Raw genomic sequence first — 23,433 nt, 5'->3', positions numbered from 1 at the left:
TCCACCCGGACTGTTTCATGACGCAATCGTACCCGCGTGACCTGATCGGCTACGGCCGCAACCCGCCGCAAGCCAACTGGCCCGGCAAGGCGAAAATCGCCGTGCAGTTTGTGCTCAATTACGAAGAGGGCGGCGAGAACTGCGTGCTGCATGGGGACAAGGGTTCCGAGCAGTTTTTAAGCGAACTGTTCAATCCGCCCGCCTTTGCCGCACGACATTTGTCCATGGAATCCGTCTACGAATACGGCTCCCGCGCCGGCGTGTGGCGCATCCTCAACGAATTTGAAAAACGTGGCCTGCCGCTGACGGTGTTTGGTGTGTCGATGGCGCTGGAACGCAATCCGGACGTGACCCAGGCCTTGGTCGAACTGGGTCACGAGATCGCCTGTCATGGCTGGCGCTGGATTCACTACCAGGATATGCCTGAGGCCGAGGAGCGCGAACACATGCGCATCGGCATGGAGATCATCCAGCGTCTGACGGGTGATCGCGCGCTGGGCTGGTATACCGGGCGCGACAGCCCCAATACCCGGCGGCTGGTGGCAGATTACGGCGGCTTCTTATACGACTCGGACTATTACGGGGATGATCTGCCGTTCTGGACGACCGTCACCAAAACCAATGGTGAGCAAACGCCGCATTTGATCGTGCCGTATACGCTGGATACCAACGACATGCGCTTCTCCCTGCCGCAGGGATTTTCGCAGGGCGATGATTTCTTTACCTACCTGCGTGATGCGTTCGACGTGTTGTACGCAGAAGGGGAAGACTGCCCAAAGATGCTGAGCATAGGCATGCATTGCCGCTTGCTGGGCCGGCCGGGGCGGATGAGGGCGTTACAACGGTTTCTGGATCATCTTGAGAAGCATGATCGGGTTTGGGTTTGCCGCAGGGATGCGATTGCACGGCATTGGCGGGAGGTTCATCCGGTTGGGGGGGGAGGGCCTTTGCGGTGCTGGCTGTAGGGTGGATTCGGAGCGATAGAGATAATCCACCCGTGGCCGTTTAAAACCTTGAACCCCTGTTAGCGCCTGCGGCGCGGTGTTTTGAATGTCGGGGGTTGCCCGACAGCAAGGCACTTTCTTTTGGGTCGCCAAAAGAAAGTACCCAAAGAAAAGGCGACCCCTGCGACTGCGCCCTTCGGGTTCCTTGCGCTTCTCGCGGTGCCCGGCTGGCTCCAGGGAACTCGCTTCGCTCAAACACCCTTACGCCGAAACCCCGGGCCCCGCTGCGATGCTCAGCGCGGTCAAGGGGAGGCAAGTCAAAAACAACAGCAACAGCAACTTCAACCGCAACCGCAACCGCAACCGCAACAGCCAAACCGTCTGCCTGCAAGAATGATTTGTTTGTGTCCCACTACTTCGTCATTCCGGCCTTGAGCCGGAATCCAGTTCTAAACATCCGCGCCGCAGGCGCTAAAACATAACAAAGCCACCCAACAACCAGGCCAGCATCCATGATCACCGACACCCCCACACTCCCCACCTGGACCAACACCACCATCAACCTGGCCGACCCGCGCCTCGGCGCACTGGCCATCACCGCCAGCGATGAATTCTTCGCCCCGCTGTCCCGCATGCTCAACCCGGAACCTGCCGTCTTCATCCCCGGCAAATATGACGAGAACGGCAAGTGGATGGATGGCTGGGAAACCCGCCGCAAGCGGAGCATGGGGCATGACTGGTCCATCATCAAACTCGGCCGCAAGGGTGTGATAACGGGGTTTGATGTGGATACCAGCCACTTCACCGGCAACTACGCGCCAGCGGTGTCCATAGAGGCCACCGATTGCCTCAGCGATGACCCGGCCGTGCTGGCCAATGCCACATGGACCGAAGTGCTGACGTCCACCAGCTTGTCGGGCAATAGCCACCATTATCTGCCTGCCAGCGACGCCAGCGCGTATACGCACTTGCGTATTCATATCTATCCGGATGGTGGTATCGCCCGTTTGCGGGTGTACGGCCAGCCGGTGGGCGCGTTTGATGACCCAGGCAAGGTGTATGACCTTGCCGCGCTGGAGAACGGGGGTCGGGCGGTGGCGTGGAACGATGCGCACTTTGGCGTGGCATCCAACCTGTTGCTGCCAGGGCGCGGTATCAATATGGGAGATGGTTGGGAAACCCGCCGCCGCCGGGAGCCCGGCAATGACTGGTGCATTATCGCCCTCGGCGCGCCGGGGATCGTGGAGCGCATTGAGGTGGATACGGCGCATTTCAAAGGCAACTACCCGGATCGCTGCATGATCCAGGCGGCGCGCATGGAGGGCGGTACCGATCAATCCATCATCACCCAAAGCATGTTCTGGCCGGTGCTGCTGGATGAACGCAAATTGCAAATGGATACCATCCATGCCTTTGCCGATGGCATTGCCGCGCTGGGGCCGGTGACGCATGTGCGGCTCAATATCATTCCGGATGGCGGGGTGTCGCGGTTGCGCATCTGGGGCAAGGTGGCACGATGAGCCAGCCCGTCGCACTGAAGGTTGAGCCGCTTACGGCAGCGGCTTTTGCGCCGTTTGGCGACGTGATCGAGGCCGCAGACTCTGCCCGGCATTTCCCCATCAATGGCGGCAATACTGAGCGGTTTCACGACCTGATGACCCTTGCCACCGACCCGGACGGCCACGCCATTGTCAGCATCTTCCGTGGTCAACCGCGCACCTTGCCGTTGACGTTGACCATGCTGGAGCGCCATCCCAAGGGCAGTCAGGCGTTTATGCCGTTGTCTGGCCGGTCCTATCTGGTGGCGGTGGCGCGGCCGGGCGAGGGCGTCTCGGTGGCTGATGTCTGCGTGTTTCTGGCGCGTGGGGATCAAGGTGTGAACTACGCGCCAGGCACCTGGCATCACCCTTTGCTGGCGCTGCACGCCACCAGTGATTTTCTGGTGATTGATCGCGCCGGACCGGGTGGTAATTGCGACGAGGTCACACTTGAACCCGTTGGCATCATCCCGGCCTGAGCGGCGGCGCGCTTGCCGGTATAATGGGTGCATCAACAACACAAATAAATGCGCGCGACCGCGATCCGGATCGCCGTATATGGAGTTTCGATGCAGCCCGCCTTTTTGCAGCCGTTTTCTTCCCGCCGCCAGCGCCTGTTTGAACAACTCGCCCCTGGCGTGCTGATTCTGCCTACCGCGCCAGAACAGACCCGCAATGCCGATTCCACGTTCCCGTTTCGCTATGACTCCAGCTTTTACTATCTGAGCGGTTTTCAGGAGCCGGAAGCCGTGATCGCCCTGGTCATTGGCGAAAAAGAATCCAAAGCCGTGCTGTTCTGCCGCCCCAAAGACGAAACCCATGAAATCTGGGATGGTTTCCGTTATGGCCCGGAAGCGGCCAAAGCCGAGTTTGGCTTTGATGAGGCATACACCATTGACGAACTCGATACCGAAATCGTCAACCTGCTGAAGAACCAGCCGCGGGTGTATTTCGCGCTGGGCGCAGACGCCGGCTGGGATGCCCGTCTGACTGGCTGGATCAACGGCGTGCGCAAGCAATCCCGCACGGGCATCACGGCCCCCGGTGAAGTCATCGACGCGGCGGCCATTGTTGATGAAATGCGCCTGTTCAAAGACGCGTTTGAGATCGACGCCATGCACCGCGCCGGCAAGATCAACAGCGTGGCGCATATTCGCGCCATGCAAGCCGCCAAAGCCGGCATCCGGGAATACGTGGTTGAGGCCGAACTGCAGCACGAGTACTACCGCAGCGGCAGCCGTTTCCCGGCGTATACCTCCATTGTGGCCAGCGGCCCCAATGCGTGCGTGCTGCACTACGACAAGAATGACCGTCTGATGCAAGAGGGCGATTTGCTGCTGATTGATGCCGGGTGTGAAATTGAAGGCTATGCCAGCGATATCACCCGCACCTTCCCCATCAACGGCCGTTTTACGCCAGAACAGAAAACCATTTATGAACTGGTGCTGGCGGCCCACGCGGCTGCGCTGGACCAAGCCAGACCGGGCAATCGCTACAGCGCCATGCACGACGCGGCGGTTAAAACGCTGACGGCGGGTTTGATCGAACTGGGTTTCCTGAGCGGAACCGTCGATGAAGCCATTGAGAACAAGACTTTCCGCCAGTTCTACATGCACGGCACCGGCCACTGGCTGGGGCTGGATGTACACGACGCAGGTCGCTACAAAATCGACGGCGAAGACCGTGTGCTGGAAGTGGGCATGGCGTTTACCATTGAGCCGGGTCTGTACATCCGCCCGGCAGGCAACGTGCCCAAGGCATATGAATACATTGGCGTTCGCATCGAAGACGACATTGTGCTGACCGAAAACGGCCCGCTGATTCTGTCTGACGATTGCCCACGCACCGTGGCGGAGATTGAAGCCGTCATGAACCGTGCCGCCTGAAACTACTCCGCCAAACCTGCAACGGAATTTGACCCATGATCGTCCGTAACCTGCCTTGCCATGTTGATATCGCCATTGTCGGGGGCGGCCCGGTGGGCGCGCTGGTGGCGCAACGGCTGGCGCGGCAGGGGCGCAATGCCATCGCCATCGAGGCCCGGCAAAGCGTGGATGACGGCGCCACGGACCCGCGCGCGCTGGCGCTGTCGTGGTCCAGCTACCAGAACCTGCTGGAAGCCGGCCTGTGGCAAGACCGGTTGGCCCCGACTGCGATCGGCCGGGTGCACGTCTCGCAGCAAGGCTCGATCGGGCGCACGGAACTGACGGCAGAAGAGTTGAACCTGCCGGCGCTGGGTTATGTGGTGGCTTATGAACAACTGGCGAAGCTGGCGCTGGAACAACTGGCCACCGGCCCGGCGCAACTGGCGCTGGGCACGCGCGTGACGGGTGTGCGCAGTTTGTCGCGCTTTGCAGAGCTGCAACTGGCCACGCAAACGGGTTCGGTCAGCATGACGGCGCGGCTGGTGATCCTGGCGGATGGCGGCAAGCTGGTTGGCCAGATTGACGGCGTGCAGCAGACGGTCAAGTCCTACAACCAGCATGCCATCCTGGCCACACTGACCCCGGCAGTGCCCCATAACAACGTGGCCTACGAGCGTTTTGCCGATGACGGCCCCATGGCGTTGCTGCCATTTGGTGATGACTACATGTTGATCTGGACGCAAACGCCAGAGCAATCTGAAGCGCGCTTGTCCCTGGATGACGACACCTTCATGGCCGCCGTGGCAAACCGTTTCTCTGGCCGTGTACCGGGCTTCACTGCCGTCGGCCCGCGCCGCAGCTGGCCGCTGGCTCTGAAAACGCTGGATTCTGTGGTGGCAGACCGGATGGTGCTGATTGGCAACGCCGCGCAAACGCTGCACCCGGTCGCGGGGCAAGGGCTGAATCTGGGCCTGCGTGATGCCGCAACGCTGGCCGATGTGATCTCGACCATGCCGGGCCACACCCTGGGCGAACCGGCCATGTTGCAACGCTACGCCACCTTGCGACGTAAAGACGCAGGGGCTGTGACCGCGTTTACCGATAACCTGATTACGCTGTTTGAACAGCCGAATGTGTTGATGAAACACGCCCGCAGTTTGGGGATGCTGGCGCTGGATCAGATCGGGCCACTGCGTAGAGGGTTTGCGCGGCGGCTGGTTTATGGGGTGAAGTGAGAGGGGAGCCTTGGGCTGCCCCCTTGCTGTAAAGAACCACTTGGTAGCCCGGATGGCGGGAATCCGGGGTGACTGGCTTGGTTAATATTGTTATGGGTGTTCGCGCCGAAGGCGCCAAGACCCATCTACAACGCAAACCTCACGGCCACTCCCGTCGCATCCCGCACCTCCTGCTGCGTCACCCCCGGTGCCAGCTCTTTCACCACCAGCCCATCAGCCGTCACCTCCAGCACCCCCAGGTCCGTAATAATCAAATCCACTACCCCCACGCCAGTAAGCGGAAGGGTGCAGGCCGGCAAGAGCTTCAGTTCCGTTGAGCCGTCTTTTTTTCGCGCCACATGTTCCATCAGCACGATCACCCGGCCGACGCCAGCGACGAGATCCATTGCGCCGCCCATGCCTTTGACCATCTTGCCGGGGATCATCCAGTTGGCCAGATCGCCAGACTCGCTGACCTGCATGGCACCCAGAATGGCTAGGTTGATCTTGCCGCCACGGATCATGCCAAACGAATCGGCGCTGGCAAATGTGGCAGAGCCGGGCAGGGTGGTGATGGTTTGCTTGCCGGCATTGATCAGGTCCGGATCAACCTTATCCTCGGTCGGAAACGGACCAATGCCCAGCAGGCCATTTTCGGATTGCAGCCACACTTCGATCCCGGTCGGAACATGATTGGCGACCAAAGTTGGCAGGCCAATGCCCAGGTTGACGTAAAAACCATCACGCAATTCTTCAGCGGCGCGGGCGGCCATTTCATCGCGGGTCCATGCCATGCTCAGGCCTCCTTTGCGGCGCGGGTGGTGCGTTGTTCAATGCGTTTTTCCGGGTGCGGGTTGTGCACCAGGCGGTGCACAAAGATGCCGGGAGTATGGATTTCATCGGGGTCCAGTTCGCCGGTTTCCACAATGATTTCAGCCTCTGCCACGGTGATCTTGCCGGCCGTGGCGACGTTGGGGTTGAAGTTACGCGCGGTGCGCCGGTACACCAGGTTGCCCGCCTTGTCGGCCTTCCAGGCTTTGACGAGAGAGACATCTGCCACCAGCGCGGTTTCCATCACGTACATCTTGCCGTTGAATTCGCGGGTTTCCTTGCCGGCGGCCACCAGCGTGCCGTAGCCGGTAGGGGTAAAGAAGGCCGGGATACCGGCACCACCGGCGCGCAGTTTCTCGGCCAGCGTGCCTTGCGGGGTGAATTCCAGTTCCAGTTCGCCAGCCAGATACTGACGTTCGAACTCTTTGTTTTCACCTACATAACTGGAGATCATTTTACGAATCTGCCGGGTTTGCAGCAGTTGCCCCAGGCCAAAGCCGTCCACACCGGCGTTGTTGGAAATCGCAGTCAGATTGCGTACGCCAGAGTCGCGCAGTGCGGCGATCAGCGCTTCCGGAATGCCGCACAAGCCAAAGCCGCCAACAGCAATGATCTGGCCGTCCGCGACGATGTCCGCCAGTGCGGTGGTTGCATCGGGATAAAGTTTGTTCATGGGTACTCCGTGTTATCGCTCAACGGGTCTGGGCTACCGCGTAGGGTGGATTCGCGTAGCAATCCACCCTTGCATTGGTGGATTGTCGCTGCGCTCCGAATCCACCCTACTGCGCCGTCCACCCGCCATCCATGGCCCAGGCCGCACCGCGTACCTGAACGGCGGCGTCGCTACACAAAAACAGCGCCAGTTCGCCCAGTTGCTGCGGGGTGACAAACTCGGCCGAGGGTTGTTTTTCCAGCAGCAAATCGCGCGTGGCTTGTGCCACGCTGATGCCGCCGGCCTGGGCGCGATCGGCAATCTGCTTCTCGACCAGCGGGGTCTTTACCCAGCCGGGGCAAATGGCGTTGCAGGTCACGCCGGTTTGCGCCAGTTCCAGCGCGGCGCTTTTGGTCAACCCGATGATCCCGTGCTTGGCCGCGACATAAGCAGACTTCTGGGCCGAGGCCACCAGGCCGTGCGTGGACGCAATATTGATAATCCGTCCCCAGCCGCGCTGTTTCATACCCGGGATCGCCAGGTGCATGGTGTGAAAGGCCGCCGAGAGGTTGAGTGCAATCACGGCGTCCCAGCGCTCTGGCGCAAAGTCCTCCACGCTGGCCACGTGCTGGATGCCGGCGTTGTTCACCAGGATATCCACGCCGCCAAACTCGCTGTGCGCATAGGTCATCAGGTCGGTGATCTCTTGCGGCTTCATCAAGTCGGCACCGTGATAACCAATGCGGCCAGCGTGGTGCGTGACGCTTTGCTGCGCCGCCAGCACGTCGCCAAACCCGTTCAGGATGATGTTGGCACCACGGCCAGCCAGCGTTTGGGCAATGCCAAGGCCAATGCCGCTGGTTGATCCGGTAATAAGGGCGGTTTTGCCTTTGAGGTCTGTCATGGGTAAAGCTCCTTGGGTCAGACCCAACCTGTCAGGTAGTACACGGTAATGACAAAGAACACGGCCAGCGTCTTGATGACGGTGATGGCAAAGATGTCCCGGTAAGACTCGCGGTGCGTCAGGCCAGTGACGGCCAGCACGGTGATCACCGCGCCGTTGTGCGGTAGCGTATCCATGCCGCCAGAGGCCATGGCGACCACGCGGTGCAGCACCTCCATCGGGATATGCGCAGCATTGGCGGCGGCGATGAATTGTTCAGATAGTGCCGCCAGCGCGAGGCTCATGCCGCCCGAGGCGGAGCCCGTGATCCCGGCCAGCGTACTGACGCTGATTGCGGCGTTGACCAGCGGGTTGGGGATAGCGGCGAGCGCGTGGCTAACCGCAATGAACCCGGGCAGCGCGGCAATCACCCCGCCAAAACCGTATTCCGATGCGGTATTCATGGCCGCCAGCAAGGCGCCGGCCACTGCTTGTTTGCTCCCTTCTTGTACCCGGGTGCGGACGGCGCCAAAGGCGGTTAGCAACACAAACAGGCAGCCAAACAGCAGCGCCCCTTCCACCGCCCAGATGGCCGTCACCGACGGGATCGCCGTCGTGACTGGCTTGGAGAGGCCGGGCAAGGCCAGCGTGTGGCTGGTGCCGTACCAAAGGGGGATGAGCCGGGTCAGCGCAAAATTGACCACGCCAATCAATACCAGCGGGGCAATGGCCAGCCACGGTGAGGGCAGGTTGCTGGTATCGACTGGCGCGGGTTCGTTATGCAGTTGTGTGCCGTAGCCTTCGCCTGCCGCAATCAGTTGGCGGCGACGATAGTTCAGGTACAGCAGACCCACCACAAAGATAAACAGCGCACCAAGGGTGCCTAGCCATGGCGCGGCCCAGGTGGTGGTCTTGAAAAAAGTGGTGGGGATGATGTTCTGGATTTGCGGCGTGCCGGGTAGTGAATCCATGGTGAACGAGAACGCACCCAGTGCAATCACCCCCGGAATCAGACGCTTGGGGATATTGCCCTGGCGGAACAACTCGGCCGCAAACGGGTAGACGGCAAACACCACCACAAACAGCGACACCCCGCCATAAGTGAGCAGCGCGCACACCACCACAATCACGGCAATGGCTTTCTCGCGGCCAATCCAGCCGATCACGGCGTTGACAATCGCTTTGGAAAACCCGGACATCTCTACCAGCTTGCCAAACAAAGACCCCAGCAAGAACACCGGGAAATACAGTTTGACGAAGACGACCATCTTTTCCATGAAGATGCCGCTGAATACCGGCGCCACCAAAGTGGGGTCGGTCAGCAGCACCGCGGCCAGTGCGCAAATGGGCGCCATTAATATGACGCTGTAGCCGCGATAGGCGGTGTACATCAGCAAGGCCAGCGCGGCCAGAACAATCAGCAGAGCCATGTAACTCCTCCAGTGGCATTTTTATAAAGCCATTCTTGATGGGCAGGCGCGGGAGCGACCTGCGCGCAACGCGTGCGTATCAAGGAGTTAGCAGGTTTTGTACCAGCCTGAAATTGACTACAAAATGCGGGTTTGCGGCAGGTTTTATGGCGCTGGGCATCCGGTTTGTCTCTAAACGTAGACAAACGTCAGGCGATGTGCGGTCGCAGCAAGTTGAGGTAGATCAACGGGGGGAGCGCAAGTTTGCCGATTTGTCTCTGTTTATAGACAAATTCCCGGTTTGGAGACAGGTATTGGGCTTGAGATGCGCTGAGAAAAGCAGCACGGCCAGTGCGCTCTGCAACTGGCCGTGCTGTTTGTTGTAGGGTGAGCAGGTGCGGCCACCAAAGCTGGGGGCAATGCCGACGTTTACAGCAAGAGCGAACTGATCAAGGCCTCGTCGGTAGACGCCTGGGTGACTTGTGCGGCAGCTTGCGGGTTGGCGGCCAGAATTTGCGCCCATTCGCTATCGAGCGAGGTGGTGGTCGACCCGGTACTGGTGGTGCCGCTGGTGGCTGCCGTGCCGGTACTGGTACTCCCCGTATCTGTGCTACCGGAGGTGGCGCCTGTCGCCGTGCTGGTGGTTCCGCTGCCGCCTTCCAGTTGGGAGATCAGCGAATCCAGCGTCGATTGCGTGTTGTTGGCGGTATCACTGGCCCCCGACAGCAGTGAGAACAGATCATCTGAACTGCTACCCGAATCGCCACTGAGCAAAGGATCGCTCAATGTATTTTGCTCAATGATCTGATTGAGCGACGTCAGCAAGCCGGACGAATTGTAGGTGGTGGCATCAGTATTACTGTTGCTGCTGCCCAGCGTCACAGTGCTACTGGGGCTGGCCGCCGCAGACGTGGCAGCTTCTTCTGCTGCCAGAACGGTATCGAGTAGTGAGTCGCTGGACGACGTGCCGCTGGCGGCAGTGCTGCCCAGCAGGCTGGAAATTGACGAATAATTGCTTGATGAGATGCTGCTGGTCATGGGCGCGTCTCCTGATGTTGCGGCCGGGCCGGTCGTCAGGCCTGGTCTGGCCAGGCGAATGGCCTCAAAATGCCATTAAAACAGGGACATGTATCTGTAGTTTGTCCGCCACAGGCATATTTGTATCGCACATGTACCCAACGCCCCAAAACAAAAACCGGCATACCGCAGTGGGGGCGATATGCCGGTTTTGTGGGGTCTGGCAGCCAGACGGTGGGGTTAGTGCGTGGTGGGCACCGTCAGTTCCTGCACCAGATTGTCTGCGCCATAGACGTACTTGAGCGCTTGCAGGATGGCACCGCTGTGCACGGCGACCGTGCGGTTGCTGACCGGGTCGTAATAGAACGCGCCGCCCAGTGAATGAATATTGCCATCGAACACCAGACCGACGATCTGGCCGTCCCGATTGATCACCGGGCTGCCGGAATTCCCGCCGATGATGTCATTGGTGGTGACAAAATCCATGCGTTGTTGCAGGTCGAGCTTGTTTTTTGCTGCAAGCCAGGTCTGGGGCAGGGCAAATGGTTCAGCACCGGTAGCCCGATCATACAAACCGGCAAAGTGGGTGAACGGTGGCACATTCTGCCCGCGTTCCGGCCAGCCGCGTACTTCGCCATAAGACAAGCGCATGGTGAAGGTGGCATCCGGATAAACCTTGTCCCCCAATTGCGCAAAGCGGGCCTGTGCGATCAACTCCGCATTCTTTTGCTCCACGGCGTCCACTTCATTTTCATAACGCTGACGTACGGCCCGTGCCGCCGGGTCAACCAACCTGGCCAACACGATGAATGGGTCGGTCGATGCCGCAACGGCACGCTCGCCGCCCTGCCACAATGTTTTACGCTGCGCCACGTCACCCAGATGTGTACCCGCCACCAGTTGGGTGGCAACCTGCGCGGGAGACTGCTTGCCCAGCACTTGCTGCACAAACGGATCATCTGTACCCAGGATCTCACGCAATTTGGTCAGCGATGCCGTCAGCTTGACCCGCTCAAAATCCGGGTAGAGCGGGGCGGTGGAAAACAAACGTTGTTCCAGTTGCGGTAATGCCGCTTCAGAGAACTCGGTCAGGCGCTGTTGATCGGGGTGTGCGCGTTCTGCGGCACCCCGTACTAGCGCGCGGGCAATTCTGAAGTACTGGCTGTCAAAGCCGATGCCGATTTCTTTGGTCAGATAGTCCGGTTCGATCTCGCGGTAGATGGTCTGAGCCTTGGCAATGGCATCCCATGCGCCGCCGACTTTGCTGGACAAGGCCGGGTCTTTGGCGGCAAAGGCGCGCAGATCGGCTTCCTCCTGCCGTTTCCTGGCCATCAGTGTCGGGTCTTGCAAAGCTTGTAACTGGCCAAGACGGGCTTTGTAGCTGTTTTCAATGCCAAAGAGATCGGTGGCGGCAACACGTGCGTTCTCCGGGCTTTCGGCACCGTATTGCGTCAACATGCCGCGCAGTTGCGCCAGGTTCAGCAAGTGGTGCTGTATGACGATATCGCGCTGCGTTTCCAGTTGCGCCACGGTCAACAGGCGCTGGGTGCGGCCGGGGTTGCCAGTAACAAAAGTCAGTTCACCCTCTTGCGCGCCCGCCGGGTTGAACGGGAAATAATCCCTCACCACGGCCGGTTTGCCGTTCTCGTAGGCACGCAGCAACGACATATCAATGGCATAGCGCGGGAAATTGAAGTTATCCGGGTCGCCACCAAAAAAGCCCAATGACTTTTCTGGCACAAACACAAGGCGCACGTCCTGATAGCGATGGTACTGGTACAGGTCGTAGCGACCACCGTGGTACAGATCGACCAGGTCACAGCGCGTGGTGGTTTTGTTGTCGCCCGCGCACTCGGCGGTCAGGCGGGCTTTTACGGCATTTTGCGCATTGCGGAATGCGGCACCGGTCAAACCGGCCGTAGCGGTTTTGACGGTTTCGGTCACATCAGTAATGTGGTCCAGCCGGTTCAGTTCAATCTCCGGGCAACGTACTTCTGCGGCCGGCGTGGCCGCCAGAAAGCCGTCTTTGACAAAATCTTTCTTGATCGACGACAGCTGTTCCACACAAGACAGTGCGCAGTGATGGTTGCTCAGAACCAGACCAGTGGGTGACACAAACGAGGCCGAACAGCCACCGGCAATGCGCACGGAGGCATGCATCACCTTGTCAGTCCACGCCGCATCCGGCGTGAAACCGTATTGCTGCCCGATTGCCGCGGTCGGCAAATGATCCAGCGTCCACATCCCTTCTGCCGCAAGCCCAAGGCTGGGTACCAGAAAACTGCTCAATATCAGTAATTTACGCAAGGTGTTCTCTCTTGTCGGGAATGCGGCGGGTAGCCCGCAGACTGTTGTTGTGTGGCCGGGTAAGGCCTGGGTCATGCCAGTATTGATTGTTACTTGTTTGAAACCAGCGACCAATATGCAGATTTCATGAAATGAGAGCACAACAGCGAACTCGTACATGAAGTTATTTTTGGCATAACAAAGTAATGCTTAACCTGGTTAACGATGCGGAGCCGGGCGATCACACTGTGTCTTGTCCACAGCAGCAAAGGGTTGCTGCACAAAAACAGATGTCACGGAGATCACCATTATGAAACGCATCGCTGCCATTTTCTTTGTTGCCGCTGCTATCGGCGGTTTTGCGACTCACACCGCGCTGCAGTTTGCCGCACCGATCCAGAGCGCGGAAGCGGCAATGGATGTCGCCGCCGGCCTTGCCGCAGCCAGCCACGGTGTCGGTATCTTGTCTGCCCCGGACTCGCTGGACCCCGCCACGGAACAGCAAGCCGCCCAAAGCTCGCTCTCTGTTTTGCAACAAGGTGCGCAATGATCACCAGGGGCGGCGCGGCAGAACAAGCGCAGACCGTCAGCGCCGGGCGGTCGGTACGGTTCTGGGTGGGGTTTATTGTCGGGTCAGCATTGGTCTGCGCCATGACGCTGGCGCTGCTACTGCCGGATGATCTGGTCTTGCCGGCACAGGCGGTGGCACAACCGGCCCGCAAAAACCCCGGATTGCAGCACCCGCCGCGGGTCTGGGCGGGGCATACCGCGCAATGGGCCCGCTAAGGCTGGTTTGATCAACGCATGATCAGCGCACGGCCAGCAATTGACGGGCGGCCTCGCCAATGCGCCGCGACATGATTTCCATGCGCGGCGACTGGACTTTCCAGGCATGCCAGAACAGGGCCAGGTCTACCGGGTGTGCCGGGGCCAGATCCACCAGCGTGCCACTGGCCAATTCGTCCCGCACCAGGAGTTCTGGCACCAGACCATAACCCAGGCCATAGCGGATCGCGGTGTAGTGCGGCTCGCAACCGGGCACAAAGTGGCACGGATAAGCCCCTGGTGTCAGGCCCAACCGGTCTTGCAGAAAATTGGCCTGCAGTGCGTCTTTGCGGGTATAGGCCACCACCGGCGCGGTGCGGGCGGCAGCGCGGGTCAGCCCTTCGGCAAACCAGCGTTCGGCAAACGCCGCGCTGGCAATCATGCGGTAGCGCATGATGCCCAGCGGATCAGCAAAGCAGCCCTTCATGGGACGTGGTTCGGTGCTGACGCAACCGGTGGCCATGCCGGTTTCCAGAACTTCATAGGTGTGGTCCTGGTCTTCCACCACCAGGTCCAGCAACACTTGTTCGTGTGACAGCATCTCGGCCAGGGCCGGAAAAAACCAGGTACCCAGCGTATCGGCATTCAGGGCAATGGTGACGGAGAGTGGCGCGTGGCGCTGTTCGGCCAGGTCAGACGCCAGGTCTTCTTCCAGCAGCATGACCCGGCGCAGGTGTTGCAACAGGCGTTGCCCGGTGCGGGTGGCGCGCACGGGCCGGCTGCGGATGACCAGTGCCGCGCCCATTTCTTCTTCCAGCGCCCGAACCCGTTGAGAGATCGCAGACGGGGTGACGTGCAGGCGTGCGCCAGCCTGCTCGAAACTACCGGTCTCGATAACGGTCAACAGGGCTTCTGTTTGTTTGGGATCAAGTCTCAATGTGAAATCCTGGCCTGTATGGGGGGCGTGAACCACGTCTCAATGAAGAAATTTTAAGGGTAGCGGATATATCTTCAGGCTGATTCATCATTGATGATCGCATTCCGATAATCCGGGGCTCCTTACTGGAAAAATAACATGAACTCATCCGACGCCACGCGCCCATCATCCGCCCCAGCCCGCCGCTGGTGGCGGTTTCTGGCGCTGGTCTGTGGCCTGACGCTGGGTCTGATGCTGGCATTGAGTTGCGCTGCAGGCTGGTGGCTTTGGCAGGTATGGCAAGGTTTGCCCTCCATCAAGGAGCTGGCGGTTTATCAGCCCGCCCAGCCCTTGCGCATCTACGCCAGAGACGGCAAAACCCTGCTGGCTGAATACGGCCAGGAACGGCGTGACGTGCTGCCGCTGTCCGCGATTCCCAAACGCATGCAACAAGCCTTGCTGGCCATTGAAGACGCCCGTTATTACGAGCATGGGGCGGTGGATTTCAGCGGGCTGGCACGCGCAGCGCTGGCCAACGCGGCCACGGGCCATCACAGTCAGGGCGCCAGCACGATCTCCATGCAGGTGGCGCGCAATTTCTACCTGTCGCGTGAAAAGACCTTCACCCGCAAGATCACGGAAATGATGCTGGCCTTCAAGCTGGAGCAGGAGTACGGCAAAGACCGGCTGCTTGAGCTGTACATGAACCAGGTCTATCTGGGTGAGCGTGCTTACGGTTTTGCCGCTGCCGCCAATATGTATTTTGGCAAACCGATTGGCGAGATTACGCTGGCTCAGGCGGCCATGCTGGCCGGGCTGCCCAAGGCTCCCTCGGCCAATAATCCGGTCAGCAACCCGGAACGGGCGCGCGCGCGGCAGGTGTACATCCTCAAGCGCATGCTGGAACTGGACTATATCAACGAGGCCCAGTATCAAGCCGCGCTGGCCGAACCCTTGCAACTGGCGCCGGATCACGCCGCCGTGCGTGAGGCCGCCTGGCCGGTGGAAGCGGTGCGCCAATGGGCCGTGGCCCGTTACGGGGAAGAAGCCTATTCGCAAGGGCTGGATATCATCACCACCATTGATCTGGCGGCGCAGAAACGGGCTGATGCGATTGTGCGGGGTCACTTGTTGAATCTGGCGGGTGGTTTTCGGGGGGCGGTGAAAACGGTGGTCCTCCCGGCCGATGGCCCGGATGCCAAAACCGCACGCACCTTGTTAGCCGGCACACCAGATAGCGGTGACGACGTGTTGGCCGTGCTGATTACCGGTCGCCAGGCCGATGTGCTCCACGCGGTGCAGCGGGACGGCTCCCCGGTCGACATTACCGCCGATAAAACCGCAGTAGCCAGCAAGTTGGGGCGCGGTGCGGTGGTGTATGCGCGGGATGTGGGCAAGCCGCGCTGGCAACTTGTTACCCTGCCGCAGATTGAATCTTCGCTGGTGTCGCTCGATAGCACCACAGGGGATATCGAGGCGCTGGTGGGCGGGTTTGACTTTGACCGCAACAGGTATGACCGCGCCTTGCAGGCGTATCGTCAGCCCGGTTCCGCCTTCAAGCCGTTTGTGTATGGTGCGGCGATTGAAAAGGGTTTTACGCCGGGCACGATGGTGGACGACAGCCAGCGCCAGTTGACGCGTGAAGAAACCGGGGCGCAGCCGTGGCGGCCCAAGAATTATGGCGATAGCTACGAAGGCTTTATCACCATGCGGCGCGGTCTGGCCCGGTCCAAGAACCTGGTGGCCGTCGGCTTGATGCAGGCGGCGGGCGCGCAATACGCACAACAGTACGCCATGCAGTTTGGTTTTGATGGCACGCGCAACCCGCCTTCTTTACCGCTGGCACTGGGTGCCGGTTCGGTCACGGCCACACAGATGGCTGCAGGCTATGCCGTGTTTGCCAATGGCGGCACCTTGCATCCGCCGCGGTTGATTCGCAAAGTGCGGCAGCGGCAGGGCAATGTGCTGATCAATGAACCGACCCGGCCCAAGGGGCAACAGGTGATTTCGGCGCGCAATGCCTGGATGGTCGACAGCCTGCTGCGCTCGGTCGTGAAAGAAGGGACGGGCCGTGGCGCCATGGTGCTGGGGCGCAATGATCTGGCCGGCAAGACGGGTACATCCAACGATGCGCGGGATGCCTGGTTTGCCGGTTACGGTGGCAATCTCGTCACTGTGGTCTGGACCGGCTACGATCAGCCACGTAGCCTGGGTCACTACACGGGCGGTACGCTCTCCTTGCCGGTGTGGGTGGACTATATGAAAACGGCGCTGGTCAATCGCCCGCAACAAGAACGCCCCATGCCCTCTGGCATTACCCAGCAAGGGGATGACTATGTGTATAGCGAATACACCCAAGGTGCGTGCGTGGATGACCATCATGGATTCATTCACAGTGCGGTAAAGTGTGCGCGCGCCGTTGCGCCGGATGCCGCCGCGCCCGTGCATCAGACCAGCGAAGCATCAGAACGCGACTCCATCATCAAGATGTTCTCCAATGACGACTGAGGCCATGCTGCTGCATTACATCTACCTGGTTGCAATTGTGGCGGAGGCCATGTCCGGCGCCATCATGGGCATGCGGCGGGGTATGGATCTGTTTGGCCTGTGTCTGATCGGTACGGTCACCGCCCTGGGGGGGGGCGATCCGGGATGTGTTGCTGGGGCATTATCCGCTGGGCTGGGTGGCGCATCCGCTGTATCTGGCATTCACGGTGTCGGCTGCGCTGGTCACAGCGCTGCTGGCGCGGCATGTGCATCGTCTGCGCATTCTGTTCTTGCTGGTCGATGGCCTGGGGCTGGTGGCGTTTTCCATCATCGGCTGTGATATTGCGCTGGGGGTCGGCGTACACCCGGCGGTAGCCGTGGTGTTTGGCATGATCACCGGGATTTTCGGTGGTGTGCTGCGCGACATGCTGTGCAATGAAATCCCGCTGGTGCTGCGCCGGGAAATGTACGCCAGCGTGTCGCTGGTGACCGGCGCCATCTATGTCGGCCTGCACTGGCTGGGCGCGGCCCCGGGTGAAGCGCTCCTGACCGCATTGGGCGTGGGCTTTGTGTTTCGGGCGCTGGCCATTCGCTTCAAGTGGGAACTCCCCGGGTTCTCGGGCGAGGGGATACGCGGTTTTGAATGAGCAGACGAATGAGGACAGTTTCTGTCCTCATTTGCTCGTTAGAATGAAGGCCCGCTTTCAACCCATTTTCCTATCGTGCACACGCTCACCCTGGCTGCCGCCCGAACTCTGCACCTGAACGCTCAGGGCCTGTTGAACCCGCCCCGGCGCAAGGCCACCAAGGCTGATGTGCTGGCGGTTATCCGGCGGATGGCGCAGTTGCAGATCGACACCATTCATGTGGTCGCGCGTAGTCCGTATCTCGTGTTGTTCAGCCGCCTTGGCGTGTATGACCCGGCCTGGCTGGAGCAATTGCTGGCGGAGCGTCAGTTGTTTGAATACTGGTCGCATGAAGCCTGCTTTTTGCCGATTGAAGACTACGCCTTGATGCGCCATCGCATGCTGGACCCGTCCGGCATGGGCTGGAAATATGCTGCCAACTGGCATCAGCAGCATCAGGCGGATATCGACGCGCTGATCGACAAAATCCGCGCCAGCGGCCCGGTGCGCTCCGCCGACTTTACCCGCGAACAAGGCACGGGCAATGGCTGGTGGGACTGGAAACCGGAAAAGCGCCATCTGGAAGTCCTCTTCACCACCGGTGAATTGATGGTGAGTGAACGCCGTCATTTCCAGCGTGTTTACGATCTGGCCGAACGCGTTTTGCCTCACTGGCACGATGGGCGTGATCTGCCTGAAATGGCGACCGTACAGCGTGAACTGGTGCGCCGCTCCTGCAAGGCGCTGGGCGTGATCCGGGCCGACTGGCTGGCCGATTACTACCGCTTGCGCAAAGTGTCGTGGCTGGCAGAACTGAACGCGCTGGAAGCGGCCGGCGAACTGGTGCCGGTGAATCTGGCCGGGTTCAAACAACAGGCCTGGGTGCATCAGGATCAGATGCCCTTGATTGAAGCGGCCAACCATGGCGAACTGGCTTCTACCGTCACTACGTTGTTATCACCGTTCGACCCGGTGGTGTGGGATCGCAAACGAGCGACGGCGCTGTTCGGCTTTGATTACACCCTTGAGTGCTACACGCCCGCGCCCAAGCGCAAATACGGCTATTTCTGCCTGCCCATCCTCAGCCGGGGCAAACTGGTGGGCCGACTGGATGCCAAGGCGCACCGCGCGCAAGGCGTGTTTGAAGTGAAAAGCCTGTATCTGGAGGAGGGCGTGCGGGTCAGTGCCCGCCTTGCCGGGGATATTGAACGCGCCATTACCCGTTGTGGGGAATGGCACGGTACGCCGCAGGTGCAATACGGGGCCATTCCGGACAACTTGCGCTCACACCTGGGCCGGTAAATCCGGCAGGCGGCGTGCGCCGTCCACAATACGTGCCAGTTTGCGCACGGCTTGATCCAGCTCGCTGTTGTAGGGCGTGCCGCAACTGATCCGCAAGAACGAGGCAAAGCGGGACGAATTGGAAAACATGATGCCCGGTGCCACGCGGATACCTTGCTCCAGCGCGCTTTCAAACACGGCCTGAGAATCCCGCTGGTCGGGCAGTTCTACCCACAAGCCAAAGCCACCCGCCGGCACCGTCAGCCGCGTGCCGGCCGGAAAATAACCATCAATGGCCTGGGCCACTTGCTGGCGCTGGGTATAGAGGTGCGTGCGCAGTCGCCGCAAATGCCGGTCAAACGCCCCCGACCCCAGAAAGCTGGCCGCCACCTGCTGCGACAGGCTCTCGTTGGGGCGCGAGTGCGCGTATTTCAGCATCTCTACCCGCCCGCGCCATTTGCCGGCGCTCATCCAGCCTACGCGCATACCTGGCGCAACGGTTTTGTGCAGGCTGGCGCAATGAATCACGTTGCCGGTATGGTCCCGGCTTTTCAGGGCGGGCAGCGGCGTGTCGTCATCGGTCAGAAGGGCGTAGGTGTCGTCTTCAATCAAGGCAATGCGGTTGGCCTCACACCAGGTGACCAACCGGTCTTTGTGGCTCTCCGGCATGATGGCGCCCAGCGGGTTTTGCAAATGCGGCACCACCACCACGGCCTTGATATTGTTGTAGGTGCGCGCTGCCAGTTCCAGCGCTTCCAGCGAAATACCGGTTTGCGGACTGGTGGGAATCTCCAGCGCGCGCATGCCCAGGCTTTCCAGAATCTGCAGCACACCATAGAAGGTGGGGGATTCCACCGCAATGATATCGCCCGGTTGTGCCACGGCGCGGATCGCCAGATTCAGCGCCTCCGTACAACCGTGGGTGATGACGATATCGTCAGCGCTCAGGTTCATGGACGCGTGCATGGCGCGCTTGGCCAGCACGGCGCGCAGACCGGGATATCCATTGCGCGGCACCGCGCGTCCATAGATTTCCGGACTCTGCCGCAGCGCGCGCACGGCGGCCTGGCGCAGCGGCTCGTTTGGATAGAGTTCGGGGGCACCACAAGCCACGCCCAGATTCGTCTGCACTTTGGCATTCATGGCCTGGACCAGAATCGCCGATACCTTTTCGTTGATCCCGACATACTGCGCGGTATCCGGCAGCGCAATACCCGGTTCGGCCACGCGCGCCAGGGCGCTACGGGGCTTGTGGCAGACAAAATAGCCGGAGCGCGGGCGCGCCTCGACAATGCCCTGGCTTTCCAGATAGCGGCAGGTTTGCAGCGCGGTAGACAGGCTGACGTCGTGGCGTTCCATCAAGGTGCGCACGGAGGGCATGCGCTCGCCCGCACGCAAGGTGCCGGCCTCAATGGCCTGACGATAGTGGCTGGCAAGCTGGCGGTAGAGCGGGAAATGGTCCATGGCTTCATTCTGTGCCTGGGGCCTGAACCATAACAGATACAGATTTTTCTGGACTGCATCGTAACAGATGCGGTTTGGCGGGCTTGTTGTGGTGAACAGATTGCGTGCGTGTGCCTGTTGAGGCGCCAGGGCGATCGATAATCTGTATGGCATATCCCACCCGCCGGAGACTGCCAGCATGCCCCGCCTGCCTGAATCCTTCCTCACGATTGAAATGCTCAATGGCCAGACGTTCCAGTTCCATGGCCGTCCCGGGATGACGTTGCACGTGCTGTCCGGCCGGGTTCACCTGGCCGAAGCGCCACGCTGGCTGGCTGAAGAAATGATGCAGATGCCACGCTATCTGGATAGCGGCGAGGTCTACACCCTGCAAGAAGAGGGCTGGTCCACGCTTTACGCCACGGAAAGCGGACAACTGCGCTGTGTGGGATTTATGGTCCCTGCATCGACCAGGCTGTTGACGGGGTTGTTCGCCAGATTCAACGCCACTGTGGATGTTTTCAGGCGCATGATGGCCCGACTGCGTCGGCGGCCTGCGCTGGCAGATCGTGTCTGAGGTCCGTTGTCGGTGTCTTTCTGAACCCGCCGCCCGGCGGGTTTTTGTTTGTGCGAAACAGGCATGAGAAAACGCATGCTGCTGCATTGCAGCCAGAGGGCAGGGGGGCTACTCTGCCAATAGTCGGATATGCCCCTTGCATCACACCAGTTCAGCCTCAAATCTCTGAATAATTGTGGTCAAAACCCGGACGCACCGCCTGGTGTGCCCGAAACAACCTTGTGCCAATCATGGATTTGCATTTCCTGCTGGGCTTGACCCAGCACTACGCTTTACCACTGACTTTTCTGGTGACGTTGGTCTCGCGTGCCGGCTTGCCTGTGCCCGCTTCCCCCTTGCTGGTCATGGTCGGGGCGCTGTCCATTGCCTCCGGTGAGCTGGCGCTGGGCCTGTTGCTGGCCGCGACAGTGGGGGGCGCGCTGGGCGATATGGTGTGGTTCATTGCCGGACGCCGGCTGGGCCGGCGGGTGCTGAGTGTCATCTGTAAGGTCTCGCTCTCGGCCGATGTCTGTGTGCGGCAAAGCGAGACTTTGTTCGTTAAATGGGGCGGCTTGTCGCTGTTCGCGGCCAAGTTCGTCCCCGGCATTTCTGCCGTGGCGCCGCCGCTGGCTGGTGCGCTGGGCTGGTCCTGGTTTTCTTTCCTGAAATGGAATATCGCTGCCTCATTGTTCTGGGCGCTGGTGTTTCTGGGGCTGGGTGCGTTGTTCAGCAATGAACTCGATCTGGTGCTGGCCGTACTGGCGCAGCTGGGCGAAGGCGCGGTCTGGTCGCTGGGTGCGCTGGTGATCATTTACCTGGCTGGCCGGGTAATCCGCCGCCGCCGTGCTGCGGAACAATCAGAAAACATGCCGCGCATTTCTGTCGCCCAATTGCGGGCGGACCTGGAGTCTGGCCGTGATCCGGTGATCATTGATGTGCGCTCGGCCGAAGGCCGCATGCTGGACCCGCGCACCTTGCCTGGCGCGTATACGATCTCGCTCAAGGAGATCGGCACGGCGGCTTCTATTTTGCTGCCCGACCGGGACATCATTGTGTATTGCAGTTGCCCGAACGATGTCACGGCAGTCGCCGCCGCCCAGCAATTGCGCAGGATGGGCTGGACCCGCACCCTGCCGCTGGCCGGCGGGCTTGAAGCCTGGTTTGAGGCGGAACTCCCACCCCTCATGCATCCGGTTACACCGGCTACCACCTGAGTTCATGATCATCAACCGGGGCATTGCCCCGGTTGTCTGCTTACAGCCCGTTACTCTGAAATATCAGTCAAGCCGGTACAATACGGCACACCACTTGACCGGTGGTGTCACAGGTTTTGCGCATGTCCCGCCCGTTTATCATTCCGCTGATTGTTGCTTGTGCGCTGTTCATGGAAAACATGGACGCCACCGTGATTTCCACCTCGTTGCCTGTTCTGGCGCGAGATCTTGGCCAGAATCCCATTACCCTCAAGCTTGCGCTGACCGCTTATGTCGTCGGCCTGGGCGTGTTCATTCCGGTCTGCGGCTGGGTGGCAGACCGTTTTGGCGCGCGGACGGTGTTCCGCACCGCCATCGGCATCTTCATGGCCGGCTCTTTGCTGTGTGCGGTGTCCAGCACCTTGCCGGCGTTTGTGGGAGCGCGCTTTTTGCAAGGCATGGGCGGAGCGATGATGGTGCCGGTGGGGCGCATCATTATTTTCCGGGCGGTGCCGCGTTCGGATCTGGTGAAAGCGATCGGCTACCTGACCATGCCCGCCTTGTTCGGCCCGGTCATTGGCCCGCCACTGGGTGGTTTTATCACCACGTATTTTCACTGGCGCTGGATTTTCCTCGTGAATATCCCGGTCAGTTTGCTGGGGCTGTATCTGGCCGGGCGTTTTATCTCCAACACGCGGGAAGACCAGCAAGACCCGCTGGATATCGCCGGTTTCATCACCTCGGCACTGGGGAGTTCGCTCACCATGCTGGGCCTGGCGCTGTTGGGCAGCCACCTGGTGCCGCTCAGCTGGGCGATCGCAATGACGCTGATCGGTGTGGTGATTCTGGTGTGGTATTTCCGTGGCGCAGCCCACGTCAGCCGCCCCTTGCTGGACCCGCGTTTTTTGCAGATACCCACTTTCCGCGCCAGTGTGCTGGGTGGCTCGCTGTTCCGTATTGGTCTGGGTTCGGTGCCATTTTTGCTACCGTTGGCGCTGCAGGAAGGCATGGGCATGAGTGCGTTTCACTCTGGCATGATTACCTGTGCTTCGGCTTTTGGCGCGTTGTTCATGAAAAGCATCGGGCCGCGCGTGCTTAAGCGCTACGGCTTTCGTAACGTGCTCATGATCAATGCCTTGCTGGCCGGGCTGGCACTGGCTTCGTTCGGACTGTTTACCTCTGCCATGCCGGTCTGGCTGATTCTGGCTATTGTGGTGCTGGGCGGTTTTTTCCCATCCTTGCAGTTCACTTGCCTCAACTCGATTGTCTACGCCGATATCCGCAGCGAAGACGCCGGCCGAGCGACCAGCCTTGCCAGCGTGGTGCAGCAATTGTCGCTGGGGTTGGGCGTGATCATCGCCGGTATGACCTTGCAGTTGTCCAACCACCTGCAAGGTCATGCGCACATTGCAGAGTCCGACTTCTGGCCGGCCTTTGTGGTGGTTGGCTTCTTCTCGATCCTGTCGATTCCGGTGACCCGCCGCCTGCCGCACGATGCCGGTGCAGAAATGGCTCAGCGCGGCTAAG

The 23,433-nt window shown here is 60.4% G+C and carries 21 protein-coding genes and 1 pseudogene; 14 read left to right on the top strand and 8 right to left on the bottom strand.

The genetic code is table 11. The annotated features are described in order from the left end of the window. Positions 1-17: 17 nt before the first annotated feature. The 5 genes from puuE (at position 18) to HNQ50_RS18225 (ending at position 5,582) form a co-directional block, all read left to right on the top strand. A complete protein-coding gene (gene puuE / locus HNQ50_RS18245) occupies positions 18-965 on the top strand; it encodes an allantoinase PuuE (RefSeq protein ID WP_184102652.1) in 948 nt (315 codons plus the stop codon). 491 nt (positions 966-1,456) lie between these two features. Continuing rightward, complete coding sequence (alc, locus tag HNQ50_RS18240; protein WP_184102651.1) at positions 1,457-2,464, top strand: allantoicase; 1,008 nt, start codon at positions 1,457-1,459, stop codon at positions 2,462-2,464. Continuing rightward, positions 2,461-2,961 (top strand): ureidoglycolate lyase, encoded by a 501-nt coding sequence (locus tag HNQ50_RS18235; protein WP_184102650.1) that lies wholly within the window; start codon positions 2,461-2,463, stop codon positions 2,959-2,961. Before alc ends, HNQ50_RS18235 begins: the two co-directional genes overlap by 4 nt. A gap of 90 nt (positions 2,962-3,051) precedes the next feature. Further along, positions 3,052-4,368, top strand: a complete 1,317-nt coding sequence (gene pepP, locus HNQ50_RS18230) for a Xaa-Pro aminopeptidase (RefSeq protein ID WP_184102649.1) — start codon at positions 3,052-3,054, stop codon at positions 4,366-4,368. Between the two features lie 35 nt (positions 4,369-4,403). After that, positions 4,404-5,582, top strand: a complete 1,179-nt coding sequence (locus HNQ50_RS18225; RefSeq protein WP_184102648.1) for an FAD-dependent monooxygenase — start codon at positions 4,404-4,406, stop codon at positions 5,580-5,582. Between the two features lie 125 nt (positions 5,583-5,707). Here the strand turns inward: HNQ50_RS18225 and HNQ50_RS18220 are convergent, their stop codons facing one another. From HNQ50_RS18220 to HNQ50_RS18195, 6 genes are all read right to left on the bottom strand, one after another. Then, positions 5,708-6,355, bottom strand: a complete 648-nt coding sequence (locus HNQ50_RS18220; RefSeq protein ID WP_184102647.1) for a 3-oxoacid CoA-transferase subunit B — start codon at positions 6,353-6,355, stop codon at positions 5,708-5,710. Between the two features lie 2 nt (positions 6,356-6,357). Next, on the bottom strand, positions 6,358-7,065 hold the full coding sequence (locus HNQ50_RS18215; RefSeq protein ID WP_184102646.1) for a CoA transferase subunit A: 708 nt from the start codon (positions 7,063-7,065) through the stop codon (positions 6,358-6,360). Positions 7,066-7,171: 106 nt separating this feature from the next. After that, positions 7,172-7,948 carry a 3-hydroxybutyrate dehydrogenase gene (locus tag HNQ50_RS18210; RefSeq protein ID WP_184102645.1) on the bottom strand — a complete coding sequence of 259 codons (777 nt, stop codon included), beginning with the start codon at positions 7,946-7,948 and terminating at the stop codon, positions 7,172-7,174. A gap of 17 nt (positions 7,949-7,965) precedes the next feature. Then, entirely contained in the window at positions 7,966-9,357 is a 1,392-nt protein-coding gene (locus tag HNQ50_RS18205) for a GntP family permease (protein WP_184102644.1), read from the bottom strand. Between the two features lie 408 nt (positions 9,358-9,765). Further along, the gene (locus HNQ50_RS18200; RefSeq protein ID WP_184102643.1) at positions 9,766-10,374 is read right to left on the bottom strand and encodes a hypothetical protein; all 609 of its coding nucleotides are present in this window, start codon (positions 10,372-10,374) and stop codon (positions 9,766-9,768) included. A gap of 219 nt (positions 10,375-10,593) precedes the next feature. Next, positions 10,594-12,660, bottom strand: coding sequence for a S46 family peptidase (locus tag HNQ50_RS18195; RefSeq protein ID WP_221303253.1), 2,067 nt, complete (start codon positions 12,658-12,660; stop codon positions 10,594-10,596). Between the two features lie 289 nt (positions 12,661-12,949). Between HNQ50_RS18195 and HNQ50_RS18190 the strand changes: the two genes are divergently transcribed. Beyond that, positions 12,950-13,189 carry a hypothetical protein gene (locus tag HNQ50_RS18190; RefSeq protein WP_184102641.1) on the top strand — a complete coding sequence of 80 codons (240 nt, stop codon included), beginning with the start codon at positions 12,950-12,952 and terminating at the stop codon, positions 13,187-13,189. After that, complete coding sequence (locus tag HNQ50_RS18185) at positions 13,186-13,425, top strand: hypothetical protein (protein WP_184102640.1); 240 nt, start codon at positions 13,186-13,188, stop codon at positions 13,423-13,425. The genes HNQ50_RS18190 and HNQ50_RS18185 overlap by 4 nt, the downstream gene beginning before the upstream one ends. A gap of 22 nt (positions 13,426-13,447) precedes the next feature. Here HNQ50_RS18185 and HNQ50_RS18180 read toward each other — a convergent pair whose 3' ends face one another. Next, positions 13,448-14,341: an HTH-type transcriptional regulator ArgP gene (locus tag HNQ50_RS18180; RefSeq protein WP_184102639.1), complete on the bottom strand. Its 894-nt coding sequence runs from the start codon at positions 14,339-14,341 to the stop codon at positions 13,448-13,450. 138 nt (positions 14,342-14,479) lie between these two features. Here HNQ50_RS18180 and HNQ50_RS18175 point away from each other — a divergent pair, with 138 nt between their 5' ends. From HNQ50_RS18175 to HNQ50_RS18165, 4 genes and pseudogenes are all read left to right on the top strand, one after another. After that, complete coding sequence (locus HNQ50_RS18175; protein WP_184102638.1) at positions 14,480-16,828, top strand: penicillin-binding protein 1A; 2,349 nt, start codon at positions 14,480-14,482, stop codon at positions 16,826-16,828. Continuing rightward, positions 16,749-17,007 (top strand): annotated as a pseudogene (locus HNQ50_RS22570) (trimeric intracellular cation channel family protein); the annotation flags it as partial. The gene HNQ50_RS18175 and the pseudogene HNQ50_RS22570, both read left to right, overlap by 80 nt. Then, positions 17,005-17,454 carry a trimeric intracellular cation channel family protein gene (locus HNQ50_RS22510; protein WP_373282241.1) on the top strand — a complete coding sequence of 150 codons (450 nt, stop codon included), beginning with the start codon at positions 17,005-17,007 and terminating at the stop codon, positions 17,452-17,454. The pseudogene HNQ50_RS22570 and the gene HNQ50_RS22510, both read left to right, overlap by 3 nt. A gap of 75 nt (positions 17,455-17,529) precedes the next feature. Then, positions 17,530-18,735 (top strand): winged helix-turn-helix domain-containing protein, encoded by a 1,206-nt coding sequence (locus HNQ50_RS18165; RefSeq protein ID WP_184102637.1) that lies wholly within the window; start codon positions 17,530-17,532, stop codon positions 18,733-18,735. On the opposite strand, the gene HNQ50_RS18160 is transcribed toward HNQ50_RS18165, so the two are convergent. After that, positions 18,718-20,178: an aminotransferase-like domain-containing protein gene (locus HNQ50_RS18160; RefSeq protein WP_184102636.1), complete on the bottom strand. Its 1,461-nt coding sequence runs from the start codon at positions 20,176-20,178 to the stop codon at positions 18,718-18,720. The two genes, HNQ50_RS18165 and HNQ50_RS18160, sit on opposite strands and share 18 nt — an antisense overlap. 178 nt (positions 20,179-20,356) lie before the next feature. Between HNQ50_RS18160 and HNQ50_RS18155 the strand changes: the two genes are divergently transcribed. The 3 genes from HNQ50_RS18155 to HNQ50_RS18145 all read left to right on the top strand — a co-directional run bounded on the left by HNQ50_RS18155 (position 20,357) and on the right by HNQ50_RS18145 (position 23,432). Beyond that, the gene (locus tag HNQ50_RS18155) at positions 20,357-20,734 is read left to right on the top strand and encodes a hypothetical protein (RefSeq protein ID WP_184102635.1); all 378 of its coding nucleotides are present in this window, start codon (positions 20,357-20,359) and stop codon (positions 20,732-20,734) included. Positions 20,735-20,964: 230 nt separating this feature from the next. Continuing rightward, on the top strand, positions 20,965-21,927 hold the full coding sequence (locus HNQ50_RS18150) for a VTT domain-containing protein (RefSeq protein WP_184102634.1): 963 nt from the start codon (positions 20,965-20,967) through the stop codon (positions 21,925-21,927). Between the two features lie 122 nt (positions 21,928-22,049). After that, positions 22,050-23,432 (top strand): MFS transporter, encoded by a 1,383-nt coding sequence (locus HNQ50_RS18145; protein ID WP_184102633.1) that lies wholly within the window; start codon positions 22,050-22,052, stop codon positions 23,430-23,432. Position 23,433: the final 1 nt, after the last annotated feature.

The organism is Silvimonas terrae (assembly GCF_014202765.1).
Taxonomy (GTDB): Bacteria; Pseudomonadota; Gammaproteobacteria; order Burkholderiales; family Chitinibacteraceae; genus Silvimonas; species Silvimonas terrae.
Note: the sequence above shows the minus strand (reverse complement) of the source record. Positions and strands in the feature narration are given on the sequence as shown.

What these genes read in the sequence shown, in the direction of transcription:
- HNQ50_RS18220 (WP_184102647.1), bottom strand. Translation starts at nt 6,355, where the DNA reads ATGGCATGGACCCGCGATGAAATGGCCGCCCGCGCCGCTGAAGAATTG.
- puuE (WP_184102652.1), top strand. Translation starts at nt 18, where the DNA reads ATGACGCAATCGTACCCGCGTGACCTGATCGGCTACGGCCGCAACCCG.
- HNQ50_RS18185 (WP_184102640.1), top strand. Translation starts at nt 13,186, where the DNA reads ATGATCACCAGGGGCGGCGCGGCAGAACAAGCGCAGACCGTCAGCGCC.
- HNQ50_RS18215 (WP_184102646.1), bottom strand. Translation starts at nt 7,065, where the DNA reads ATGAACAAACTTTATCCCGATGCAACCACCGCACTGGCGGACATCGTC.
- HNQ50_RS18225 (WP_184102648.1), top strand. Translation starts at nt 4,404, where the DNA reads ATGATCGTCCGTAACCTGCCTTGCCATGTTGATATCGCCATTGTCGGG.
- HNQ50_RS18190 (WP_184102641.1), top strand. Translation starts at nt 12,950, where the DNA reads ATGAAACGCATCGCTGCCATTTTCTTTGTTGCCGCTGCTATCGGCGGT.
- HNQ50_RS18200 (WP_184102643.1), bottom strand. Translation starts at nt 10,374, where the DNA reads ATGACCAGCAGCATCTCATCAAGCAATTATTCGTCAATTTCCAGCCTG.
- HNQ50_RS18145 (WP_184102633.1), top strand. Translation starts at nt 22,050, where the DNA reads ATGTCCCGCCCGTTTATCATTCCGCTGATTGTTGCTTGTGCGCTGTTC.
- HNQ50_RS18160 (WP_184102636.1), bottom strand. Translation starts at nt 20,178, where the DNA reads ATGGACCATTTCCCGCTCTACCGCCAGCTTGCCAGCCACTATCGTCAG.
- HNQ50_RS18210 (WP_184102645.1), bottom strand. Translation starts at nt 7,948, where the DNA reads ATGACAGACCTCAAAGGCAAAACCGCCCTTATTACCGGATCAACCAGC.
- HNQ50_RS18175 (WP_184102638.1), top strand. Translation starts at nt 14,480, where the DNA reads ATGAACTCATCCGACGCCACGCGCCCATCATCCGCCCCAGCCCGCCGC.
- pepP (WP_184102649.1), top strand. Translation starts at nt 3,052, where the DNA reads ATGCAGCCCGCCTTTTTGCAGCCGTTTTCTTCCCGCCGCCAGCGCCTG.
- alc (WP_184102651.1), top strand. Translation starts at nt 1,457, where the DNA reads ATGATCACCGACACCCCCACACTCCCCACCTGGACCAACACCACCATC.
- HNQ50_RS18205 (WP_184102644.1), bottom strand. Translation starts at nt 9,357, where the DNA reads ATGGCTCTGCTGATTGTTCTGGCCGCGCTGGCCTTGCTGATGTACACC.
- HNQ50_RS18150 (WP_184102634.1), top strand. Translation starts at nt 20,965, where the DNA reads ATGGATTTGCATTTCCTGCTGGGCTTGACCCAGCACTACGCTTTACCA.
- HNQ50_RS18235 (WP_184102650.1), top strand. Translation starts at nt 2,461, where the DNA reads ATGAGCCAGCCCGTCGCACTGAAGGTTGAGCCGCTTACGGCAGCGGCT.
- HNQ50_RS18155 (WP_184102635.1), top strand. Translation starts at nt 20,357, where the DNA reads ATGCCCCGCCTGCCTGAATCCTTCCTCACGATTGAAATGCTCAATGGC.